This is a genomic window from Solidesulfovibrio magneticus RS-1 (assembly GCF_000010665.1).
Taxonomy (GTDB): Bacteria; Desulfobacterota; Desulfovibrionia; order Desulfovibrionales; family Desulfovibrionaceae; genus Solidesulfovibrio; species Solidesulfovibrio magneticus.
In genome coordinates, this window is sequence record NC_012796.1 from 812,189 (window position 1) to 835,211 (window position 23,023).

At 67.2% G+C, this 23,023-nt stretch carries 19 protein-coding genes; 6 read left to right on the top strand and 13 right to left on the bottom strand.

The window, feature by feature from the left end; all coding sequences use genetic code 11:
* Window positions 1-102 precede the first annotated feature (102 nt).
* The 5 genes from DMR_RS03500 to DMR_RS03520 all read left to right on the top strand — a co-directional run bounded on the left by DMR_RS03500 (window position 103) and on the right by DMR_RS03520 (window position 8,131).
* Entirely contained in the window at window positions 103-1,545 is a 1,443-nt protein-coding gene (locus DMR_RS03500; protein ID WP_043600009.1) for an aryl-sulfate sulfotransferase, read from the top strand.
* A 34-nt stretch (window positions 1,546-1,579) separates the two neighbouring features.
* A complete protein-coding gene (locus DMR_RS03505; RefSeq protein WP_012750295.1) occupies window positions 1,580-3,949 on the top strand; it encodes a beta-galactosidase in 2,370 nt (789 codons plus the stop codon).
* A 113-nt stretch (window positions 3,950-4,062) separates the two neighbouring features.
* Window positions 4,063-5,601, top strand: a complete 1,539-nt coding sequence (locus tag DMR_RS03510) for an O-antigen ligase family protein (protein ID WP_070098046.1) — start codon at window positions 4,063-4,065, stop codon at window positions 5,599-5,601.
* 75 nt (window positions 5,602-5,676) lie between these two features.
* A complete protein-coding gene (locus DMR_RS03515; protein ID WP_012750297.1) occupies window positions 5,677-6,900 on the top strand; it encodes an MFS transporter in 1,224 nt (407 codons plus the stop codon).
* Between the two features lie 97 nt (window positions 6,901-6,997).
* Window positions 6,998-8,131, top strand: a complete 1,134-nt coding sequence (locus DMR_RS03520; protein ID WP_012750298.1) for an aminotransferase class V-fold PLP-dependent enzyme — start codon at window positions 6,998-7,000, stop codon at window positions 8,129-8,131.
* Between the two features lie 74 nt (window positions 8,132-8,205).
* Here DMR_RS03520 and DMR_RS03525 read toward each other — a convergent pair whose 3' ends face one another.
* The 9 genes from DMR_RS03525 to DMR_RS03565 all read right to left on the bottom strand — a co-directional run bounded on the left by DMR_RS03525 (window position 8,206) and on the right by DMR_RS03565 (window position 15,976).
* A complete protein-coding gene (locus tag DMR_RS03525) occupies window positions 8,206-8,706 on the bottom strand; it encodes a DUF1499 domain-containing protein (protein ID WP_012750299.1) in 501 nt (166 codons plus the stop codon).
* Entirely contained in the window at window positions 8,703-9,923 is a 1,221-nt protein-coding gene (locus tag DMR_RS03530; RefSeq protein ID WP_012750300.1) for a GGDEF domain-containing protein, read from the bottom strand. The genes DMR_RS03525 and DMR_RS03530 overlap by 4 nt, the downstream gene beginning before the upstream one ends.
* Window positions 9,924-9,996: 73 nt before the next feature.
* Window positions 9,997-10,821: a shikimate dehydrogenase gene (gene aroE, locus DMR_RS03535; protein ID WP_012750301.1), complete on the bottom strand. Its 825-nt coding sequence runs from the start codon at window positions 10,819-10,821 to the stop codon at window positions 9,997-9,999.
* A gap of 227 nt (window positions 10,822-11,048) precedes the next feature.
* Window positions 11,049-11,597 (bottom strand): 2-oxoacid:acceptor oxidoreductase family protein, encoded by a 549-nt coding sequence (locus tag DMR_RS03540; protein WP_012750302.1) that lies wholly within the window; start codon window positions 11,595-11,597, stop codon window positions 11,049-11,051.
* Between the two features lie 2 nt (window positions 11,598-11,599).
* A complete protein-coding gene (locus tag DMR_RS03545; protein ID WP_012750303.1) occupies window positions 11,600-12,352 on the bottom strand; it encodes a thiamine pyrophosphate-dependent enzyme in 753 nt (250 codons plus the stop codon).
* Between the two features lies 1 nt (window position 12,353).
* Window positions 12,354-13,415 carry a 3-methyl-2-oxobutanoate dehydrogenase subunit VorB gene (locus DMR_RS03550; RefSeq protein ID WP_012750304.1) on the bottom strand — a complete coding sequence of 354 codons (1,062 nt, stop codon included), beginning with the start codon at window positions 13,413-13,415 and terminating at the stop codon, window positions 12,354-12,356.
* Complete coding sequence (locus tag DMR_RS03555) at window positions 13,415-13,654, bottom strand: 4Fe-4S binding protein (RefSeq protein WP_012750305.1); 240 nt, start codon at window positions 13,652-13,654, stop codon at window positions 13,415-13,417. Before DMR_RS03555 ends, DMR_RS03550 begins: the two co-directional genes overlap by 1 nt.
* 93 nt (window positions 13,655-13,747) lie before the next feature.
* A complete protein-coding gene (gene queA, locus DMR_RS03560; RefSeq protein WP_012750306.1) occupies window positions 13,748-14,860 on the bottom strand; it encodes a tRNA preQ1(34) S-adenosylmethionine ribosyltransferase-isomerase QueA in 1,113 nt (370 codons plus the stop codon).
* A 189-nt stretch (window positions 14,861-15,049) separates the two neighbouring features.
* A complete protein-coding gene (locus DMR_RS03565; RefSeq protein WP_012750307.1) occupies window positions 15,050-15,976 on the bottom strand; it encodes a hypothetical protein in 927 nt (308 codons plus the stop codon).
* A 141-nt stretch (window positions 15,977-16,117) separates the two neighbouring features.
* Here DMR_RS03565 and DMR_RS03570 point away from each other — a divergent pair, with 141 nt between their 5' ends.
* Complete coding sequence (locus tag DMR_RS03570) at window positions 16,118-17,323, top strand: hypothetical protein (RefSeq protein WP_012750308.1); 1,206 nt, start codon at window positions 16,118-16,120, stop codon at window positions 17,321-17,323.
* A 123-nt stretch (window positions 17,324-17,446) separates the two neighbouring features.
* Here DMR_RS03570 and DMR_RS03575 read toward each other — a convergent pair whose 3' ends face one another.
* The 4 genes from DMR_RS03575 to DMR_RS03590 form a co-directional block, all read right to left on the bottom strand.
* The gene (locus DMR_RS03575) at window positions 17,447-18,235 is read right to left on the bottom strand and encodes an OmpA/MotB family protein (protein WP_043600012.1); all 789 of its coding nucleotides are present in this window, start codon (window positions 18,233-18,235) and stop codon (window positions 17,447-17,449) included.
* Window positions 18,222-19,076, bottom strand: coding sequence for a flagellar motor stator protein MotA (motA, locus tag DMR_RS03580; RefSeq protein ID WP_012750310.1), 855 nt, complete (start codon window positions 19,074-19,076; stop codon window positions 18,222-18,224). The genes DMR_RS03575 and motA overlap by 14 nt, the downstream gene beginning before the upstream one ends.
* Before the next feature lie 176 nt (window positions 19,077-19,252).
* On the bottom strand, window positions 19,253-21,769 hold the full coding sequence (gene secA / locus DMR_RS03585) for a preprotein translocase subunit SecA (RefSeq protein WP_012750311.1): 2,517 nt from the start codon (window positions 21,767-21,769) through the stop codon (window positions 19,253-19,255).
* Between the two features lie 65 nt (window positions 21,770-21,834).
* On the bottom strand, window positions 21,835-23,022 hold the full coding sequence (locus DMR_RS03590) for a (Fe-S)-binding protein (RefSeq protein ID WP_012750312.1): 1,188 nt from the start codon (window positions 23,020-23,022) through the stop codon (window positions 21,835-21,837).
* Window position 23,023 lies beyond the last annotated feature (1 nt).

A 23,023-nucleotide genomic window follows, 5' to 3' on the forward strand; every position in this document is an offset into this window, starting at 1 on the left:
TCATCCTGGCGCAACATCAGGAAAGGTGAGGCTCTATCGGCCTGCCCCAGGCGTCGTTGGCCGGTCGGGCATTGCTTCGCCTGCCAGACCCAGGAAGCGTCCATGACTAACGGCAATGCCCAGGAACAAACCCTTGGCCTTTTTGCGGCCGACGTCGCCGCCCAGCCCGGCTTGACTCTGGTTTCGACGTTATTTGGCCACGACACCTGGCTTCTCGACAACGCCGGCCAGGTCGTCAACTCTTGGACCAGCGACCGTGTCGGCGCTGGAGCGGCGTATCTCCTGGACAACGGCGACCTCGTGCGCTCCGCTGTCGCCTACCGCAACGCCCACGTCGGCATCATGAACGCCCCGGCCGGCGGCCTTATCGAGGAGTTCGACTGGGAAGGCAACCTCGTGTGGAGTTATAAGTACATCGGCGAGGACTACAGCCAGCACCACGATTTCTGTGTCATGCCAAACGGCAATTTGTTGCTGGTGGCCTGGGAATACAAAAGCCCTCAGGAAGCCTATCTGGCCGGCCGTTCCCCGGCGTTCATCCCGACCAAGGGCCTGCTGGTCGATTACGTCGTCGAGGTCCAGAAAACCGGACCGAATTCGGGCCAGGTCGTCTGGGAGTGGCACGCCTGGGACCATCTCGTGCAGGACGAAAACCCGGCCCTGCCCGATTATGGCCAGGTGTCAAGCCACCCCGAGCGCATCAACCTCAATTCCATCGGCGCCCTGGTGAGGGAAACCGGCAAGGTCGATTCCGACTGGACCCACATCAACGGCATCGATTACAATGCCGAAACCGACCAGATCATGTTGAGCGTCCACACCCAAAGCGAGGTCTGGATCATCGACCACGGCACGACCACGGCCGAGGCGGCCGGCACAACCGGCGGCAAGGCCGGCCACGGCGGCGATCTCCTCTACCGCTTCGGCAATCCCCAGACCTATGACGCCGGCGCGGCCGCCGACCAGACCCTTTACGGTCAGCACGACGCTTTGTGGATCGAAGACGGGCTGCCCGGAGCCGGCAATGTGCTGGTCTTCAACAACGGCTGGCAAAGCCCGTATGGCGAGTATTCCCACGTCCAGGAACTGGTCCTGCCCGTGGACGAGGACGGCACGTATCGCCGAAATTTCGACGGGTCCTTTGCCGAACCCGAGGTGGTCTGGAGCTATCCCGACGGCGACGTGCCCGGCTTTTATTCGGCCTACGTCTCCGGAGCCCAGCGTCTGGAGAACGGCGACACCCTGGTGACCCTTGGCGCGACCGGCAACTTGCTGGAAATCACGCCGGCCGGGCAAACGGTCTGGAATTACGTCAACCCGGACACTGACCAGGGCTTGTTGCGACAAGGGGCGTCGGCCGAGGCCGTGGGCCTGGGCTATGCCAACAATGTCTTTCGGGCCACCCGGTATGCGTATGATTTCGAAGGCTTTGTCGGGAAAAGTCTGGTTGGCGGCAACCTCCTTGTCGCCGACCCTACGCCCCAGGCTTCGGCCGTGGCCGGCCAGACCGGAGCGGGCGCGGCCCTGGCTTTCGCAGCCGTCTGAGTCCGGCCGGGGCCGTCGGCCCCAGGAGCTGCCCATGATCCGCGCCCGCCTGACTGCTTTGCTGTCCTGCCTGATCCTGACCGCTTCCCTGGCCGGCCCAGGCCGCGCCCTGGCCGCCCCAAGCGCCGTTGGCCGCGAGGGCGGCCGGCCCATCCTGCTTGTCGACGGCAAACCGGCCACCTCGGGCTTTGTCGAGATCTATTACTATCCCGGCCGGGGCAACCCCATGCCCGGCCAGCCTGAATACGGCGACCCTCGCTGGGTCGAGGCCATGAAGCGGGCCGTGGACACGGCCCTGGCCCAGGGCGTGCGCCTGGTCATGGCCAGCGTCTGGTGGAGCGATATCGACCGCTCCCCGGCCCGGCCGGCCACGCTGCAAGCGGCCCGCTACGACTTCGCCCCCCTGGACGCCGTCATGGACTACGCGGCCAGGCGCAAGGCCCAGGTGGTGCTTAAGACCTCGGCCAACCATTTCGTGCCCGGCTGGTGGCTGGCCGAACAGGGCTTTCCCCAGGGAGCGGGCTATCAGGAACACTCGGCCTGTCGGTCTTGCGAGACCGACGCCTACGGCACGGCCTACGCCAACCCGAGCATGGGCAGCCCGGAGGCCCGACGCGATTTCGGGGCGTTTATCGAGGCCCTGGTCGGGCGCTACCGGACCCATCCGGCCCTGGTCGGCTGGGCCTTCGGCCTTGGCCCCACCGGCGAGGACGGCTACGGCCCCAACTACATCGTGGTGGACGCCCCGGGCGGCGGGCCGGGCCTGGGCCGCCGGCCCATGATGTTCACCGACTATTCTCCGGATTTCACGGCCCGCTTCCGCTCCTGGCTGACGGCCCGCTACGGGACCGACGCCGGCCTGCGCCAGGCCTGGGGCGATCCCAAGGTATCGCTCACCGATTTTCGCGTGCCGCCTCCGGCTGAGCTGGTGCGCGATCCGGCCCTGTTTTCCCGCCGGCCGTTTCCCGATGCGGCCAACGACCGCGACGGCGACCCGGCCCGGTGGCTTACGCCCAAGGGCATGGATTTCCACGCTTTCCGCACCTGGGCCAGGGACGACGAGACCGACTATTTCGGCCGGCTCTTCAAGACATTGGACAAAAAACACGTGCTGTTCCTCAACGCCCGGGCCAGGGCCTCGGCCAGGGCGCATCCGGACATCGACGGGATCTTTTTCAATCCCAATCCGCGTTTCGGCCAGCCGCTGTTTTTTGAAAACGACCAGCTCGACCTGATCCTGCGCTCCGTGGAGCGGATCGTGGCCGCCGGCAAGCTGGCCTGGGTGGCTGCCGAGAACGGCCACGAGCCGGGCCGGGCCCCCGGGGCCGGGGAGAGCAAGGAGCAGATCAACTACCTGCTGGCCATCGGCTGCGGCGTCAAAAGCCTGGGTGGCGTCATGGGCTACGCCGTGGACCTGCTCGACCCGGACACGGCCAATGCCTGGCTGCCCACCTGGCGCACGGCCCACGCCCTGTCGGCGGTAAAGGCCATCGAAGCCTGGAAGCCCGCGCCCGGGCGCGGCCCCTGCGACACCATCACGGAACTGCGCCGCCGAAACGGCTGCGACGCCGGGGCCAGCGCGCCGGCCGGCTGCCGGCTCACCGAACTGGCGCTGATCAATTACTGCCGCACCGATCTTGCCTGCGACGCCGACCGCGACGGCCGGGTCAGCGAGGACGAGTACGCCGCCTGCCGTCCCGGCGGCCAGACGCCGCCCCCTGGCGCGCCTGGCCCGGCTGCTGGTCCGGCCGCTGGTCCGGCCGGCGGCCCGCCTCCGGGCACGGCCGGCAAGTGCGGCGACGGGGTGTGCGACGATTTCGAACGGGCGCGCGGCGTGTGTCCGGCCGATTGCGGGGCGTCCGCTCCCGCCGGTCCGGCAGGGGCAACGCCGCCGGTTTCAAGCGGCAGCCCGGCCGGCGGCCCGTCTCCTGGGGCGGCCGGCAAATGCGGCGACGGGGTGTGCGACGACTTCGAGCGTTCGCGCGGCGTGTGTCCGGCCGATTGCGGCGCATCGTCCAGCCCGACGGCTCCGGTCGGCGCGACGCCGCCGGTTTCGAGCGCCAGCCCGGCCGGTGCCCCGCCCCCTGGCGCGGCCGGCAAGTGCGGCGACGGGGTGTGCGACGATTTCGAGCGTGCTCGCGGCGTGTGCCCCCAGGACTGCGGCCCGGCATCCGGCTCGTCGTCCAGCCCGGCGGCTCCGGCCTCGTCCGGCATCAAGCCGGCCTCGCCGACGCTGCGGGTTTCGTCCGGTTCGCCCGGCGGTTCTCCGGGCGGCCCGGGCGGTCCGCCTCCCGGTGCGGCCGGCAAATGCGGCGACGGGGTGTGCGACGATTTCGAGCGCTCACGCGGCGTGTGCCCGGCCGACTGCTCTTCGGCCTCCGGGGCGTCGGCCGGCGGCTCCTGATGCGACGCGGGACAAGGCCGGCTGTTTTCGGTAATGATTTCCCCATGCACGCTGTTGCCCGCAAGCAGGCCATCCCGGCGTTTCCGGCCCGAACCGGCGAGACCGGCTAGCCCTTGAACGACCACCTCGCCCCGAGCGCCCCGGCCGCGTCCCGATACGCCGCCGCCGTCGCCGCCGTCCTGGCCGGCGGGGGGCTGGCCGCCGTGGTCCTGGCCGCCTCGGGCCTGCCCTGGTGGTCGGTCCTGGCCGGAGCCGGGACCCTCGCGCTTTTTATAGCCTGCCTGGCCAGCCCCTTTTTCGGCCTGTGCGCCACCGCCTTTTGCCTCATCCTGGCCTCGCCCAATATCTACACCCTGGTCGTCAACACCCTGCAACTGCACCTGTATCCCTACGTCTTGCCGCTGGTGTTCACGTTTCTGGGGATGCTTGTCCGGGCCGGCCAGGGCCGACTGTCGCTACGGCCGCGTTCGGCCTTTCTGCCCGTGCTGCTGCTGGTTTTCGTGGCCGAGGCGGCCAGCCTCCTGTGGACGCCCCACACGGCCTGGGGACTAGCCAACATCGCGCGACTGACCACGAACCTACTCCTTTACTGGACCGTCATGGTTTTGGTCGACACGCCGCGCCGCCTGGATATCCTCTTTAAGACCCTGTTCGCCAGCGCCGTCATGACCGCCGCCGGCGTGCTCGGGGCCCTGGAGTGGGAATATGTCCTGCACGTGCCCCTGGATCGCAGTCTCCGGCTCGTGTTCGAGATCTATTTCTACACCACCCGGGCCGGCGGCATCGAATCCTGGAACCAGAGCGCCGGGTTTTTGAGCGTGGCCAGCATCATCGCCGCCGGCTACGCCGTGCTGGCCCGGACCAGGGCTCGGCGCGCGGGCTGGGGGCTGGGGGCCATGTTTTTTTTCTGCATGATGCTGCTGCCGGCCAGCCGGGGCGCGCTGCTCGGCTTTTGCGGCGCGGCCGTGCTGCTCATTTTGGCCCTGCCGGCCACCCGACGCCTGTTTCTGCGCAAGACCACGCTGTTTGTCGTCATGGTCATCGTCGGGATGCTCGTCACCACCCCCGGCTACATCGACCGGATGCTCGTGGGGTTCGGCTACACGGGCGAGTTGCTGTTCAGCAAAAAGAAGTCCTCCTCCTCCAGCGACTCCGACGCCACAGGCATCTCGACGCGCTTTAAAATCTGGCGCGAGGGATTTAAGCGTGTGGGCGAAAGCGGCGGGACCATCCTCGGCGGCCTGGGCACGGGCGGCTTCATGTACCGGATCAAGGTCTTCGAGGTGCACAACGTCTACCTCGCCTTCTACTACGACATGGGACTGGCCGGCATCTTCCTGTTGTTTTTTTTGGGTTTCATTCTCATCCGGCGTTCGTTCCCCATCGCCATGGCCTACCATGCCCGCCTGGCCCGGCCGCCGACCGCGCCCGATCCGGCCGGACCGGCCAGCGCCGATTTCGTCCTGGTCATGTTTTTCGCCGTGCTGACCGCCTTTACGGCCGAGGTCGCCATCCACGGCCTGGTGGACTACGACCTCACGTCCTTTGTCTCGCGCTACGCCTTTTTCTACCTGGCCCTTTACGACGTCGTCCTGGGGCTGGCCGAGGCCGGGCCGGCCGTCCCCCTCGACGCCGGGGCGGCGAAGGCGTAGGAGGGGCGCGCCGGCGTTGCCGGTTGCGCAGGCGGCCCGGCCGCCTGTGGCTGCATCACCCCGCGAGGACTTCCCATGGCTTCGGAAATTTTCGGCAATCCGTCATTCACCCGGTTCTGGACCGCCCGCAGCGCCTCGGGCTTTGCCTACCACATGACCGCCGTGGCCGTGGGCTGGCAGGTCTACGCCATGACCGGCAGCGCCTTCATGCTGGGACTGGTGGGGCTGACCGAATTTTTGCCCCAATTCCTGCTGACCCTGGTGGTGGGGCAGGTGGCCGACCGGGTGGACCGCCGCCGCATCGCCGGGGTGTGCCAGCTCATCGAGGCCGTGGCCCTGCTCACGCTTCTGGCCGAGACGGCCGGCGGCTTTCTCGGCCTTGGCGGCATGTTCGCCTGCGTGGGGCTTATTGGCGCGGCCCGGGCCTTTGAGACGCCTTCGCTGCAGGCCTTGCTGCCTTCGCTGGTGCCCCTGGAGGCCTTGCCCAGGATGCTGGCCTGGAGCGGCTCGGTCTGGAAGACGGCCATGATCCTGGGGCCGGCGGCGGGCGGTTTCCTTTTTGCCCTGGGACCGGGCGTGGTCTACGGCCTGGGCGCGGTCTTTTACGTCGGCGCGGCCCTGGCCGTGCTGTCCATTCCGGCCAAGCCGGCCAGGCGGCCGCCACAGGCCGAGGGGCTTTGGCGCTCGGCCCTGGACGGGCTGCGCTACATCAAAAGCCGGCCGGTCATTTTCGGGGCCATCTCCCTGGACCTTTTTTCGGTGCTGCTGGGCGGCGCGGTGGGGTTGTTGCCGGTGTTCGCCAGCGACATTCTGGCTGTTGGCCCGGGGGGCCTTGGCGCGCTTCGGGCCGCGCCAAGCCTGGGGGCCCTGGCCATGTCGCTTTGTCTCACGCGCTTTCCCTTGACCCGCCATGCCGGGCCGGCCATGTTCGGTGCGGTGATCGTTTTCGGGCTGTCCACCCTGGTCTTCGGGCTGTCGCGGTCGTTTCCGCTATCCCTGGCCGCCTTGACGGTCCTGGGGGCCGGGGACATGGTGAGCGTGGTCATCCGCTCGACGCTCATTCAGATCGACACCCCGGACTCCCTGCGCGGGCGGGTCAGCGCCGTCAACGCGGTGTTTATCGGCGCGTCCAATCAGCTCGGCGATTTCGAGTCCGGCCTGCTGGCGGCTCTCGTCGGGGCTGTGCCGGCCGTCATTTTCGGCGGCGTCGGGGCGGTGGCCCTGGCGCTCATGTGGATGCGCCTTTTCCCGGAACTACGCCGCCGCGACCGCCTCGTGCCCGAATCCGTCGGCGCTTGACGCCACGACATTCAACCGCACCCACCCCGTAACCCCCTATAAGGGAGGGTCCGGGAGGGGGTAACCCCCTCCCGGCCGCCGGAGGCAACTTCTCCTCATGAACGACAACCACCCCCCCAACTGGCGCGACGAGTTCGCGGTGACGGCGGACACGGTGTTTTTTAACCACGCGGCCATCTCGCCCTTGCCCCGCCGGGCCTGTCTGGCCGGCGACGAGATTTACGCCGAGCGTTGGCGGCGGGCGTCCAAGGACTACATGCGCTGGATGGGGCTGGTGGACGAGGCCAGGGACCGGGCGGCCTGGCTGCTCGGGACCGAACCTAAGCGCGTGGCCTTTACCGGCAACACCTCCTGCGGCCTGTCGCTGGTGGCGGCCGGCCTTGCCTGGAAGCCCGGCGACAAGGTGGCCGTGGCCTGGCCGGATTTTCCCTCGGTGCGTTTCCCCTTCGACAATCTGGTGCGGCTTGGCGTGGAACTCGTCGAGTTGCCCAAGCACGACGGCATTCTGGACATGGACGCGGCGGCAAAGCTTGTGCCGGGCTGCCGGCTGGCCGTGGCTTCCACGGTCGACTGGCTGACCGGCGCGGCCCTGCCCACGGCGGATTTCGTGCGGCTGTGCCACGAGGCCGGGGCGCTGTGCTGTCTGGATGCCATCCAGAGTCTGGGGGCCATGCCCTTTGACGCGACGGCGCTGGGGGTCGATTTCGTGGCCGCCGGCTGCCACAAATGGCAGTTCGGCCCCATGGGGTTGGGCATTTTTTACGTTTCGCCCGAGGCTGACGCGGCCCTGGCCACGACGCTTGCCGGCTGGCGCAGCGTGCGCGACGCGGAGCAGCTCTCCGAAGCCTTCGTGCTCAAGGACGGGGCCGGCCGGTTCGAGCCGGGCACCCAGGACATCGCGGCCATCGCCGCCTACGGTGAGGCGCTGTCACTGTTGGAAGAGGTCGGTATGGAGACCGTGGCGAAGAACATTTTCGGCGTCACGCACTCCCTGGCCGAGGGGCTGGCCGAGCGGGACCACAAGGTTGTCTCGCCGCGTACGGGGGGCCAGCATTCGGGCATCGTGTCCTTTGAGCATCCCGATCCGGCCGGGCTTTTCGCCCATCTCGACGCCCGGGGCGTGGCCTGCTCGCCGCGCGGCGGCCGCATCCGCCTGTCGCCCCATTTCTACAACGACGCCACGGACGTGGCCCGGTTTTTTACCATCCTCGACGCGTTCGACCAGGGCTGAACTTCCCGGCCAAAGACGCCAAAAGGGGCGCGACCATGACGGTCGCGCCCCTTTTGCGTTGAAACGGCGACTGGTTACAGGCCGGCGTCCTTGAAAAGCTGCTCCAACCGTCGACGGTTGACGCCAAGGTCGCTTTTGCCCACCCGCGAGGCGCTGCGGGCCTGGAGCAGGCCGGCGGCCGGGTCGTAGAGCAGCTCCACATCGTCCACGAAGCCGAAACGCGATGACTTGGCCGTGGCGTGGACGTAGCGTTCGGCGACATCCACCAGGGTCACCCCGGACTGCTGGCGCAGGATTTCCACCAGGGCCGGGAGGGGATTATCGGCGCAGGGGCGCGGGGCGATGTAGTGGAGGGGATCGTTTTTGCGGGCAGTGGTCGAGACCCAGTTGGGATTTTGCCCGTCGGCCCGAAGCGGGCCGCCCGTGGGCGACACCAGCGGCGGCATCTTGCGGCTGACCGCGCCGAGCCAGGCAAAAACCGCCACGCCAACGACGATGGCGACCAAAAGCGCCACCGCCGCCACCTGGCCCACGGATTCGAAAAAGCGCACCAGCGCGCGCAGAGTGTCCATCATGCCAAAGCCTCCCCGCTCTCGTTGTCCGCGACCAGCCCCCCAGACCAGGCGATGCGGTCGCGTCCCGCCTCCTTGGCGGCATACAGGTATTCGTCGGCCTGCGCCAGCAGGCTGTCCAACCGCAGCGCCCCGTCGGCCAGTCCGAAGCTGGCCGTGACGCGTAGCCCGCCGGGCCGGGAGGCGGCCACGGCCCGGCGCAACTGCCGGGCCACGGCCAAAGCCTCGCCGGCTTCCAGCCCTGGCAGCAGCACGCCGAACTCCTCGCCGCCCAGACGGCCGATGACGTCGCCGTCTCGCAAGGCCGCCCGCAGATGCCGCGCCGCCTCCTGCAAGGCCAGATCGCCGGCCTGATGGCCGTGGACGTCGTTGATCCGCTTGAAATGGTCGAGGTCCAGCATGATCAGGCTGGCCCGGCCGCCGTGAGCCTCAAGGTCCTCCAGCACGGCCTGGGCCTGTTCCAGAAAATGGCGGCGGTTGGACAACCCGGTCAGGGCGTCGGTTTGGGCCTGCTGCCGCAAGGCGTCGCGGGCTTCCCGCAGCTCCGCCTCGACCCGGCTTGAGGTCATGGACAACACGCAAAAGGTCAAAAAGGCAAAAATCCACATGCTGGCAAGCAACAGCAGCTTGACGATGGCATCCGGGCCACCGACCTGGCAATCCGTCGCGTTTACGGCCTGGACGGCGCGCACGGCAAAGGCCACGGCGACGGAGAGGAAAATCGCCGAATAAATGCCCTGCATGGAATAGGTCTTCCAGCGTCGCACCAGATACGGCTCCAGGGCGATGCGGCTGTAGAGCAGGGCGCTAAACGCCGAAAAAATGACCACCCGGCGGCAGGTGTTGAAATCCACGTAGACGTAATAGAGGATGGCCAGTTCGGCCAGCACGGCCAAGGCGACGTTGGTCAGAAGCCTTGGCCGCAGCGGCGTGATGCCGCCGTACATGGCGATGCCGTGGTGCCAGCAGACCGCCTGCAAAAACAGCAGGCCGTTGCTGAGGGCCAGGGACAGATGGTCGCCGAGAACCCGGTAAAAAACCAGGTAGACGCCCAGGCTCCAGAACAGCTGGCCCAGGGCCAGGGAGGCAAAGCCGGGATAGGTCTTGCGAAAAAAATAGGTGTAGAACATCACCATGGTCAGCGAAAAATAGAGCACCGCCGCCATGAGGATCATGGTTTTGGCGTCAAGGGCGGCCAGAGCCTCTACAATCTGTTCCATGGAAATCTTTTCGCTTCCCGTCGCGACACAGGGGCGGCTTTGGTGAAACCGGCGCGCCGTCTGGCGACGCCGGTCACGTCCGGGGCACGGCCTGACCGTAGAGCGTCTTGAGCAGCAGGGAGCGCAGCTCGTCGTCGGGCAACAGCCGGCCGGTCCAGAGGCGAAACTGCTCCAGGGCCTGATAGAGAAACATTTCCAGTCCCGGCACGACGGTGCCGCCGGCCGCTGCCGCGTCGGCCGCCAGCCGCGTTTCGTACGGGTTGTAGACCAGATCGAAGGCCACCACGCCGGGCGCAAGCGCCTGGGCCGGGTAGGGTGACACGCCCTCGAACCGGCCGGCCATGCCCATGGGCGTGGCGTTGGTCAAAAAATCCGCGCCAAACGCGCCGCGCTCGTCCCAGGGCACGGCCAGGACGCCGAATTCCCGGGCCAGGGCCTGGGCTTGTTCGAACCGCCGGGCCGTGACGCCGACCACGCCGGAGTCCAGGCGCGTGAGCCCGAGCACGGCTGCCCGGGCCGCGCCGCCGGCTCCGAGCACCAGGGCGCGCCGGGGCGCGATGCCGCGCATGACCAGGGGCCGGCAGAAGCCCTCGACGTCGGTGTTGTCGCCCACGAGCCGGCCGTCGCGCCAATAGAGCGTATTGACCGCGCCCGCCGCCTGGCCGAGGTCCGTGACCTCGTCCACGAAGGCCATGACCGCCGTTTTGTGGGGGATGGTGACGCTGGCCCCGGCGATGGGCGTTTGGCGCAGGCGCTCCATGAAGGCCGGCAGGTCCTCGGGCGGGGTCGGCCAAGCTTCGTAGCGGGCGTCCAGGCCGTAGCGCGAAAACCCCCAGTTGTGCACCAGGGGGCTGAGCGTATGGCCCAGGGGATGGCCGATGATGCCAAAAAGCTGCATATTCGTGCCCTTGCCTGCGGCAGAAAGACAATCAGGGAACCACTCAAGCGTCGCTTCGGGCCTCTGGCCCGAGAACTATTCTCGCGGCTACCTCTTCAGAGAACAAACGACGTTCGCCTCTCCACCACATCGAAGGCGACGCCGTAAAGCCTCCTTAAACCCCCTTTCAGGGAGGGTCCGGGAGGGGCTTAGCCCCTCCCGGCCGCCGGAGGCATCTTCTCTTCTTCTTACCCCTTGGCCGCTTCGGCCCCGGCGCGCAGGGCTTCGGCGTTTTTGGGGATGAGGTGGCTGTAGTGCTTGGCGATGACGTGGGAGAGGCTTTCCTCGACCACGGACAGCGGCAGCACGCCGGTGGCTTCGATAAACGCGCCAAGGGCCACCATGTTGGCCATGCGGGTATTGCCCAGGCCATCGGCGATCTCGTTGCAGGCCACAGGGACCAGGCGCACGCGCGAGGCGTCGGCCAGGGCCGGGTCCACCAGCGAGGAGTTGACGACGAGCACGCCGCCGTCCACGAGCTGGGGCTGGAACTTGTCCAGGGACGGCCGGTTCATGATGATGAGGCTTTTGGGGCTTCTGATGATGGGCGAACCGATGGCGTCGTCGGAGACGACGACGGTGCAGTTGGCCGTGCCGCCGCGCATTTCCGGTCCGTAGACCGGGATGTAGGTGACATTTAAGCCATGTTCCATGCCGGCGTAGGCGAGCAAGTTGCCGATGAGCATGACGCCCTGGCCGCCGAAGCCGGCGATGATCACGTCCTGGTAGAGGCTCACGGCTATTCCTCCTTGGCCGCGTCCTTGAAGACGCCGAGCGGGAATTCGGGGATCATTTCCTTGCCCACGCGCTCGTTGGCGGCAACCGACGACATGCGCCAGTTGGTGGGGCAGGTGGCCAGGACCTCGACGAAGCCGAAGCCTTCGCCCTTGATCTGGGTCTCGAAGGCGCGGCGGATGGCGCGCTTGGTCTGGGCGATGTTTTTGATCGTGTTGACGGCGGTGCGGGCGCAGTAGGCCACGCCGCCCAAGGTCGCGATGATCTCGGACATGTGGATGGGGCCGCCTTCGCGCTCCAGGCACCGTCCGCCGGGGCAGGTGGTGGTTTTTTGGCCCACCATGGTGGTGGGAGCCATCTGGCCGCCGGTCATGCCGTAGACGGTGTTGTTGACGAAGATGACGGAGATGCGCTCGCCCCGGTTGGCGGCGTGCATGATCTCGGCCATGCCGATGGAGGCCAGGTCGCCGTCGCCCTGGTAGGCGAAGACGAAGGCGTCGGTGCGGGCGCGCTTGACGCCGGTGGCCACGGCCGGGGCGCGGCCATGGGGAGCCTCGACGGTGTCGACCAGGATATAGTTGTAGAGAAAGACCGAGCAGCCAATGGAGCTGACGGCGATGGTTTTTTCCACCAGGCCGTATTCTTCCAGGCATTCGGCCACGATGCGGTGGACGACGCCGTGCTGGCAGCCGGGGCAGTAGTGGGTGGCCACGTCGGCCAGCACTTCCGGGCGCGTGAAAACAAGCTGTTCCGACATGTTAGGCCCCCTTCACAGCGGCGCGCACGGGCGCGTCGAAGTCTTCGGGCGTGGGCATGTTGCCGGGCAGGAAACCGAAGAATTCGGAATCGGCCAGGCCGCGCACGGCCAGACGCACGTCGTCGACCATCTGGCCGAGGTTGTGCTCAATGGTAAGAAACCGCTTGCCCTGTCCGGCCAGGTCGCGAAGGGCGGCCTCGGGGAAGGGGAAAAGCGTAATGGGGCGCAGCAGGCCCACCTTGAGTCCCTCGGCGCGCAGGGCGCGCACCGTGGATTTGACGATGCGGCCGATGGAGCCGTAGGCCACCACGACGAGTTCGGCGTCGGCGGTCTCGAAGGCTTCGTAGCGCACTTCGGCCGTCATGGCGGCGTACTTGTCACGCAGGCGGATGTTCTGGCCGGCCAGGGCCCCGTCTTCGAGGAAAAGCGACTTGAGGATGCGCGGGGCGCGCTGTCCGCGTCCGGTGAGCTTCCAGTCCGCGCCCTCGGCCGAGTCGATGGGCAGGGCCTCGCGCCGGGCCACGGGCTCCTTCATCTGGCCAACGATGGCGTCGCCGAGGATGAGCACGGGATTGCGGTACTTAAACGCCAGCTCGAAGGCCTCGAAAGTCAGGTCGTAGCACTCCTGGCAGGAGCCGGGAGCCAGGACCAGGGTGCGGTAGTCGCCGTGGCCGCCGCCCTTGACCGACTGGAAGTAGTCGCCCTGGGACGGGCCGATGTCGCCAAGGCCCGGGCCGCCTCTATTCATGTTGACGACCACGCCGGGCAGGTCGGAGCCGGCCATGTAGGAGATGGCTTCCTGCATGAGCGAAACGCCGGGGCTCGACGAGGTGGTCATGGCCCGCACGCCGCAGGCGGCCGCGCCAAGCAGCATATTGGCCGAGGCCACTTCCGACTCGGCCTGGACAAACTCGCCGCCGGCGGCCGGCATGGCCGAGGACAGCATTTCCGGGATGTCGTTTTGGGGGGTGATGGGATAGCCGAAGTAGCAACGGCAGCCGGCGTCCAGGGCGCCATGGGCGATGGCTTCATTGCCCTTGATGAAGATGCGTTTGGCCGACATCAGTCGTTCTCCTTGGCTTTGCTTTTGGCCGTGCGCCAAACGGTGATGGCCACGTCCGGGCACATCTGGGCGCAGGAGGCGCAGCCCGTGCATTTGTCCATCGAGGCCTCGGGCAGTTCCGCGACCTTGTAGCCCTTGGCGTTGAAGCGCGAGGAGGCCACGATGATGGACTTGGGGCAGGCCTCGACGCAAAGCAGACAGCCCTTGCAGCGCTGCTCGTCGATGACAATCCGCGACATCTGTTTCTCCTTGGCGGGCAAGGGATCGGCGCGCGCCAACACAGGAGCGCGCCCCGGCCCGAATGTTCCAGACGGTGGGGAGACGCCAGACGGCTACAGGACCAACATGGCGTCGCCGTAGGAAAAAAAGCGGTAGCCGGAAGCGACGGCCTGCCCGTAGGCAGCCAGGATGGACTCTCTTCCGGCCAGGGCGGCCAGCATAATCACCAGCGATGATCCAGGCAAATGGAAATTCGTGACCATGCCGTCCACCACGGCGAAGCGGTGGCCCGGGCGGATGAAGATGTCGGTGAAGCCGGCGAAGGCTCCGAAAGCCCCGGCCTCGCGCACAGCACCCTCCAGGGTCCGGGCGGCGGTGGTGCCCACGGCGATGACCGGCCGGCCCTCAGCTTTGGCCCGGGACACGGCCGAGGCCGCCTCGGGCGACACCTCGATCCATTCCTGGTGCATGGCGTGGTCGCGCAGGTCCTCCACGCGAACGGGCGAGAAGGTGCCCAGGCCGACGTGGCAGGTGACGGCGGTGAGCCTAAAGCCGCGCCCGGCCAGGCGCGCCAGGAGTTCCTCGGTGAAGTGCAGGCCGGCGGTTGGCGCGGCGGCGCTGCCGAGCTTGTCGTCGCGGGCGTAGACGGTCTGGTAGGTTTCCCGGTCGGCCGCGTCGTCGGCCCGGCGGATGTAGGGGGGCAGGGGCACATGGCCTATGCGCGTGAGTATCTCGGGTAGCGCGCCACGCCAGGACAGCGTCACCTCGGTATGCCCGAAGGCCCCGCGCGAGACGGCGGTGACGGCCAGATCGGGCGCGAAGTCGATGCGGTCCCCGGGCCTTGGCGGCCGGGAGACGCGCAGCAAGCCAGCGGCCGGGGCGCTGGTCCAGCCGGTGGCCGGGTCGGTTTCGGGTTTAAGCAGCGCCACGGGCGTCAAAAGCAGGAATTCGGCCGCGCCGCCGGTGGGGCGTTTGCCGAGAAGCCGCACCGGGGCGACCTTGGTGTTGTTGACGACGAGCAGCGCGCCCTCGGGCAGCAGGTCGGGCAGGTCGGTAAACACCCGGTGGTCCAGGCTCCCGGCGGCCCGGTCAAGGACCATGAGGCGGCAGGCGTCGCGCACTTCGCACGGCCGATCGGCGATCAGGGCGTCGGGCAGCTCGAAATGGTAAGAGGCGAGCAGGTCTTCAGGAACTGGGGGCGCGGGGGGCGCTTTGGCGTCGGTCACGGGCAATCCTTGGAAAAAAAGCGGCGAGGCGAAAGCGGCGGGCCGGATGCCCCGGCCCGCCGCCGTGTTGGCTAAGGGCGTTGTGCGTTCCTGTCGCGTCCACGAAAAGCGCCGATGGTGTTTCGCAGGCAGCGCACTAAGTTAGTACTTATTCTTAAAAATACGCTCGTAGTTTCAAGGGGCGCGGCTCTAGGCTTCCATGGCGACGTCGCCGTTTAGCACCGCGATCACGTCGCTGATGATCCGCTCGGCCTGTCCTTCGGGCACTTGGCAGGTGCCGACGTTGCGGTGGCCGCCGCCGCCGTAGGACAGCATCAACCGGCCGATGTCCACGGGGTTGGTGCGGTCGAAAATCGACTTGCCGACGGTGAGCACCACGTTCTGCTTGGCCTTGCCCCAGATGACCTGGACGCTGACCTCGGCGTCGGGGAACAGGGCGTAGGCCGTGAAGCGGTTGCCGGTAAAAATTTCTTCCTGCTCGCGCAGGTCAATGAGCAGCACCTTGCCGATCAGCCTGGAACGCTCCCGCAGCATGCCAGCGAACTGCTCCTCCTGCTCGAAATAGCGCGTAACCCGCTCGGCCACGTCGGGATCGGCCAGAATGGCCTCCACGGGCTGGGTGCGGCACAGCTCCACCAGATGCATCATGAGCTGGTAATTGCTGATGCGGTAGTCGCGGTACCGGCCAAGGCCGGTGCGCGGGTCCATGAGGAAGCTTAAAAGTATCCAGCCGGAGGGCTTGGCCACTTCCTCGGGGCGCAAATCGCCGCTGTCGCAGCGGTCGACGTAGGCCAGCATCTCGTCGAAACGGGCCGGGAAGCGGTCATGGCCGCCGTAGTACTCCCAGATGACCCGGGCGCAGCTCGGCAGGGGCTTGGACACGCCGGTGAATTCGATGTCGCCCAGCCGGTCGGCCTCGCTGGTGTGGTGGTCGAACCACAGCCCGCAGCCCGGGGCGTAGGGCACGTTGGCCAGAATGTCGTTTGGCCCGCATTCCACCTTGCCGTCCTGGACGTCTTTCGGGTGCACGAACACCCACTCGTCCATGACGCCGGCTTCCTTGAGCAACACCGCGCAAATGAGTCCATCGAAATCCGAACGCGTCAAAAGCCGCATGTCCCCTTCCTCCTTGGCTCGCCGCCGCCCGAAGCGGCATCGTCCTGTCTAGCCCAAGGCCCGCCACGAGGCAACCGGCCAGACCCGGGCCGGCCCGATATTTCCTTTGCCAAGGAGCCGGTTTTCGGCTGTGATGCGGCCATGCCGATACCCCCGACGCCCGGCGGCCCCCCGGCCAGCCTTGAAGATCTTACGCAGCTCCTTGACCGTGCCGCCAGCGCCCGCCGCGCCGCCGCCGCCGCCATTCTGGCCGGCCGGCCCGTGCCGCCCGAGGCCATGGCCGCAATCGCCCGCCTGGCCGCCGATCTGCGCCGTTGCGCCGGCCGCGACCACGTCGCCGCCCTGAGCCACAGCGAAGACGCCAGCCTGCGCCTGGACCTCGGCCTGGAAATCGAACAACTCGAAAACGACGCGCTCTACCTGGAAGACGGCCGCGAAGCCCTGCGAAAACGCCTGGGCAAACGCCGTCCTGGCCTCGGCGACGCCGTGCGGCGGGGGCTCAAAGCCATTGCCGGCGAAACCTTCAACACGCTCATCTGCGACGCCGACGCCCTGTTCCGCCCGGCCGGACACCGGCTGGCCACCAGCTTCCAGCCGGCCTGGAACGCCGTGGCCGCCGGCCGCTTCGCCATGGCCCGAAGCCGTCATCCCGTGCTGTGGTCCGACGCGCCCCTGGCAAGCCTGCTCGGCCGGGCCTCCCTGCCGCCCCAGACCTTCGCCTACGCCGGGTCGCTGGGCCGACAGTGGCAAACCGTTGCCGGCAACCAGGGCCAGGCCGCCTTGTCCCAGGAAAAACACGACCTCAACCAGGCCATGGCCGAGCGCCTAACAAGCCTCATGGCTTCCTCGGACCGGCTCCCCTTTGTCTGGATCGGCTCGGGTTTGCAACTGCGCCAGGGCGAAATCAGCATCGCCCGGCAGGACGCCGTCCGCTCCATCGACGAAGACGACTCGCTTACCCTGCTTGAGCACATCCACGACGCCGTGGACGCCATCGACCCCCAGCGCCAACACTTCCGCGTCGATGACGACGGCTGCGACGTCACCATCACCCCCACCTCGGCCAACCGCGACCTCTGGAACGACTTCTCCCCGGCCGAAGGCCTGCGCAACATCAATCAGGCCCTGGACCTCGACCTGGCCACCGGCCCGCACCTCGTCTGCGCCGCCGGCTCGCCCGGCGTGGCCCTGCTGGCCGCCCTGGCCGCCCATACGCCCAACCTGCGGGCCATCCTCGTCACTGACCGCGCCGACCTCGCCGCCCGGGCCATGGATATTTGTCCGCATACCGCCATCGTCCGCCACCCCGACACCGTGGCCTCGATTTTGTCGGCAGCCGCGCCGTAACGTGGGGAAAAACAGGGAAAAGGCAGAAGAGCAGGCTCTGCCCGCACCCGCCGGGGGCCGACCGCCCGCCGGACCCCCTTCATGGGCTGTGGTGGACGGGCGGGGGCGCGGGAGCGCTGGCGGCTAGGGTCCGTCCTGGGAGCGTTCAGATGGACGCATGTCGGGGCTGGTGTAGAAGAACTCGATGCGCCGGTTGCGGGATTTGTTTTCGGCCGAGGTGGGCGGCACCAGCGGTTGGCTGTCGGCCAGCCCCACGGCGCGCAGGCGGGTGGAGGGGATGCCGGCTTTTTCGGACAGGTAGCGCACGGCGGCGGCGGCCCGGGCGGCCGAGAGTTCCCATTTGGAGGGGTAGGGGCCGGAGCCTTCGTCGTCGTCGGCGTGGCCGCGCACGGTGAGGTTGATTTTGAAATCGCGCAGGATTTTGGCCACGCCGTCCATGATCTTGGCGGCGGCCGGGGTGATCTCGGCCGAACCGGGCTTGAACATGACGGAGTTGTTGACCTGCATGAGAACGCCGGAGGAATCGTTGCTCACGCCCGAGTTGTTTTTGACGTTCTGGTCGGAGGTGATGAGTTCCTTGATGAGGATGGCGATTTCGTACTTGAGCTTGTTTTCCTGGGAGAGCTTGAATTCCGGGCTGCCCTTGATGGCGTCGGGGCTGATGAAGGTGGGCACCTTTTCGAGGTTCTGGGTCTTTTCCTTGGAGGGCACGTTTTTATCCTGGAAGACCAGGGAGAGTTCCTGCTTGGTCTGGGGCTTGAGGGAAACGACCAGCCACAGGAGCAGGAAAAAGGCCATCATGGCCGTCACGAAGTCGGCGTAGGCCACCTTCCAGGAGCCGCCGTGGTGGCCGCCGTGGTCTCCGTCGGACTCGCGGTAGATGATGACGGTTTTGCCGTCATTTTTTCCCACGAAGCGCCCCTTCCATGTCGTCCATGCTCGGCCGCACGTCCTCGGGGATGGCCCGGCGGCCCATTTCCACCGAGAGTAGCGGCGAGAAGCCGGAGTTGAAGGCGGCCAGCACTTCCTTGACCACGTGCAGCATGTGCTGCTGGGCCTTGGCCTGGTATTCCAGGTTGTTGGCCATGGGGCCGACGAAGCCGTAGCTCATGAGGATGCCCAGAAACGTGCCGACCAGGGCCGCGCCGATGCTGTGGCCGAGTACTTCGGGCGGCTCGTTGATCTTGCCCATGGTGAGCACGATGCCGAGCACGGCGGCCACGATGCCAAGGCCGGGCAGGGAGTCGGCCACCTTGGTGACGGCGCCCGGGGCGATCATGGCGTGGTGGTGCATGGTGGCGATGTCGGTGCGCATGAGGTCGTCGTAGCGGTGGGCGTCGATGCCTTCGGAGAGCAGGCACTTGATGTTGTCGCAGATGAAGTGGGCCAGCTGCTTGTTTTTGGCGATGGCCGGGTATTTGTTCAGCGTGGCGGACTGTTCGGGCTTGGAGACGTGGGGCTCCAGGGCGACGATGCCGTCGCGGCGGGCGATGTTGATGAGCTCGAACAGCAGGGTGAGCAGGTCCTGGTAGTCGCCGGCCGACGGTTCCTTGCCGGTAAACACGTGCATGACGTGTTTGAAGGTGCCTATGGCGATGGACTTGGGCGAGGCGATGAAAAACGACCCCAGGGCCGCGCCGCCGATGATGAGCAGCTCGATGGGCTGCCACAGCACGCCCATATGGCCGCCTTCGAGCATAAATCCGCCGAAGACGCAGGCGATAACCACCACTATGCCGATAATCGCGAACATGGTTTACCGTCAGGGGCGTGCGCGGGCACGCCGATTCGTCGGCAGGCGGGGACGGCCCTGCCGGAGGTGTCTGGGAATGACGCCTGGGGCGTGGTTTCCCTTGGTGTAGAAAAAACCGGCCGGGCGGGCAAGGGGGGCGACCCGCCGCAGCGGCCCGCCCCCCTGGTTGCGACGCGTTATTTCGCGCCGTGGCACTTCTTGTATTTTTTCCCGGAGCCGCAGGGGCAGGGATCGTTGCGCCCGACCTTGGGGGCTTCGCGGCGCTTGGGCTCTTTCTTGGCGTCTTCGGCCGACTCGGCCGGGCCGGAATACTGCACGTTGGCGGTCTCGTCCTTGTGCTGGAATTCCTGCTCCTGGACTTCGGCCCGGATGCGCACCCGCGACAGCGCCCGGATGGCGGCGTCGCGCATGTTGTAGATGAGCTGCTGGAAGAGCTCGAAGCCTTCGCGCTTGTACTCCTGCTTGGGGTCTTTCTGGCCGTAACCGCGCAGCCCGATGCCGTCGCGCAGGTGGTCCATGGAGAGCAGATGCTCCTTCCAGTGGCGGTCCAGGCTGTCGAGGAGGAAGTAGCGGGCCACTTCTTTGTAGTGCGCCCCGGCGGTCTCGGCCAGCTCGCGCTGGCGGCCGGTCACGGCTTCGAGGACAGCCTGCTTTTCGGCCTCGCCGCCATCGGCCAGCTCGATCTTGTAGTCGAGAATGTCCTCGATCTGGGCGGCGGCTACTTCCAGCAGCTCGGGATCGGGTTCGCCCTTGAGCGCGGCAAAGGGCGCGAAGATTTCGTCCACGATCTCTTCGATATGCTCCTGGACGAAGGTTTCCGGTTCGTCGGAGCCCATGAGTTCGCGGCGGCGGCTGTAGATGACCTCGCGCTGCTGGTTCATGACGTTGTCGTAGTCCAGCAGCTGCTTGCGGATTTCGAAGTTGTGAGCTTCCACGCGCTTCTGGGCGTTTTCGATGGCCCGGGAGACCATGCGGTTCTCGATGGGCTCGCCGTCTTCCATGCCGAGCTTGTCCATGAGGCCTTTTAAGCGGTCGGAGCCGAAAAGGCGCATGAGGTCGTCGTCCAGGGCCAGGTAGAAGCGCGAGGAGCCGGGATCGCCCTGGCGGCCGGAACGGCCGCGCAGCTGGTTGTCGATGCGCCGGGATTCGTGGCGTTCGGTGCCCAGGATGTGCAGGCCGCCAAGGTCGGTGACGCCGGGGCCGAGCACGATGTCCGTGCCGCGGCCGGCCATGTTGGTGGCGATGGTGACCTTGCCGGCATGGCCGGCCAGGGCCACGATCTCGGCTTCCTTCTCGTGGTTCTTGGCATTGAGGACGTCGTGGGGCACGCCGGTCTTTTTGAGCATGTCCGAGAGCAGCTCGGATTTCTCGATGGAGACCGTGCCGACCAGCACCGGCTGGCCGCGCTTGTGCAGGTCCTTGACGTCGGCGGCGATGGCCTCGAACTTCTCCCGCTGGGTCTTGTAGACCAGATCCGGGAAGTCCTTGCGGACCATGGGCTTGTTGGTGGGGATGGAGATGACTTCCAGCCCGTAGATCTCGCGGAATTCCACGGCCTCGGTGTCGGCTGTGCCGGTCATGCCCGAGAGCTTTTTGTACATGCGGAAGTAGTTCTGGAAGGTGATGGTGGCCAGGGTCTGGTTCTCGGCCTCCACCTGCACGAGTTCCTTGGCTTCCAGGGCTTGGTGCAGGCCGTCGGAGTAGCGCCGGCCGGGCATGAGACGGCCGGTGAACTCGTCGACGATGATGACCTGGCCGTCCTTGACGACATAGTCCACGTCGCGCTGGAAAATGTGGTGGGCTTTCAGGGCCTGGAGCACATGGTGCTGCAGGGTGATGTTGGCCGGATCGAACAGGTTGTCGATCTTGAGCACGTCTTCCATGCGGGCCACGCCCTCGTCGGTGAGGAGCACGGTGCGGGCCTTTTCGTCCACGGTGAAGTGGGTTTCGCGGCGCAGCATGGGAATAAGCGCGTTGACCCGGGCGTAGAGGGTGGAGGAATCCTCGGCCTGGCCGGAGATAATAAGCGGGGTGCGGGCTTCGTCGATGAGGATGGAGTCCACTTCGTCGACGATGGCGAAATTGAGCGGCCGCTGCACGAGCTGTTCCTGGTAGAACTTCATGTTGTCGCGCAGGTAGTCGAAACCGAATTCGTTGTTGGTGCCGTAGGTGATGTCCGCGCCGTAGGCGGCCTGGCGCTGTTGGTCGTCGAGGCCGTGGACGATGACCCCGACGCTAAGGCCCAGGAACCCGTAGAGCTTGCCCATCCAGGCGGCGTCGCGCTTGGCCAGGTAGTCGTTGACCGTGATGAGGTGCACGCCCTTGCCGGACAGGGCGTTTAGGACCACGGGCAGGGTGGCGACCAGGGTCTTGCCTTCGCCGGTCTTCATCTCGGCGATCTTGCCCTGGTGCAGGGTGATGCCGCCGATGAGCTGGACGTCGTAGTGGCGCATGCCAAGGGAGCGCACCGAGGCTTCGCGCACGATGGCGAAGGTTTCGGGCAGCACGTCGTCGAGGGGGCGGCCCTCGGCCACCTCCTGGCGCAGCTCGGCCACCCGGGCGCGCATGGCGTCGTCGGATAGGGCCTGGATTTGCGGCTCGAAGGCGTTGATGGCCTCGATGAGCGGGCGAAGGCCCTTGAGGTAGCGCTCGTTGCGCGACCCGAAGACCTTGTGGGCAATGGCTTTGAGCATGGCAGGGACTCCTTTATGGCTGCGGGGCGATGGGAAACGGCCCCGAAAAATGGTCGTGAAGGTTTTTAGCCGATGGTTTCCAGCCAGTGGCCGACTCCCACCCCGTCCGGGGCGGCGGCGCGCAGCTGGGTGACGCAGCCCGAGCAGCCGGTGACGATCTGCTCCCCGGGCTTGGGGGCATAGATCGCCAGGGCGTCACGCGCCACGGCTTCGGACAGGTCGGGATGGGTGAGCTTGGTCAGGCCCCCGAAACCGCAGCAGGGGGTTTCGTTTTCCCGGAAAACGAGGCGCTCGCCCATGATGCGGCGCAAAAGCGAAAGGTCCTGGTTGCCGCCGGCTCCGTGGCAGGGGCGGTGGTAGCGCACGGCCGGGGGCGCGGCTTGGCCGATCTCAAACGTGGTGTCGCCCAGCAGTTCGGCCAGGGAGACGAGGTTTTCGCACCACGGCGTAAGTTCGTCCATGGCCAGTCCCAGGTCCTTGCGGGCATAGGCCCGCAGCCCGCAGCGGCAGGTGGCGCAGAAAACCACCATGAGCGGCCGGCCGGCCCGACGCCAGGCGTCGATATTCTGCTGCTGCATGGCGGCTTGGGCCTGGGGCGCGCCGGCGTGGCCCAGGGTGCAGCCGCAGCAGGTAAAGCCGGGATCGGGCAGGACCTCGACGCCCAGGCCCTCCAGGAGCCGGGCGGCCTCGGCCTTCCAGCGCGGGTTGGCATGTTCGGCCACGCAGCCGGCGAAGATGACGGCCTTTTTGCCGGCCTGGCGCGTGTCGAAATTCTTGGGGAACAGCCAGGGGGCCGGGGCCTTGCCCGCGCCCAGGGCGGCCAGGGCGTCTCGGGCCCGGGACACGGCCGCGATGGGGATGTTGCCGGGCAGCAGTTTGCCCAGGGTCATGGCCAGGGGCCAGGCCAGTCCGGCCCGTTCGACCCACAGCTTCCACAGCATCCCGGCAAACCCGGGATGGGCGGCGCGGATTTCGGCCACCAGATCCGGGCCGCACAGCCCCAAGGGGCAGGCGTCCTCGCAGCGGCCGCAGGACAGGCAGGCGGTGGTCAGCATCTCGGCGGCCTTGGCCGACAGCTCGGCCCGGCCTTCGCCCAGGGCCTTGGCCAGGAAGAACTTGGCCCGCGGGGAAAGCTCCTCGCGGCCGGTGGCCGTAAAAAGCGGGCACACGGGCAGGCAGCGGCCGCACAGGATGCAGGTCGGGCGGCGGCCCTGGCCGTGGAGGCAGTGGACGGGGGAAAGTTCCGTGGACACG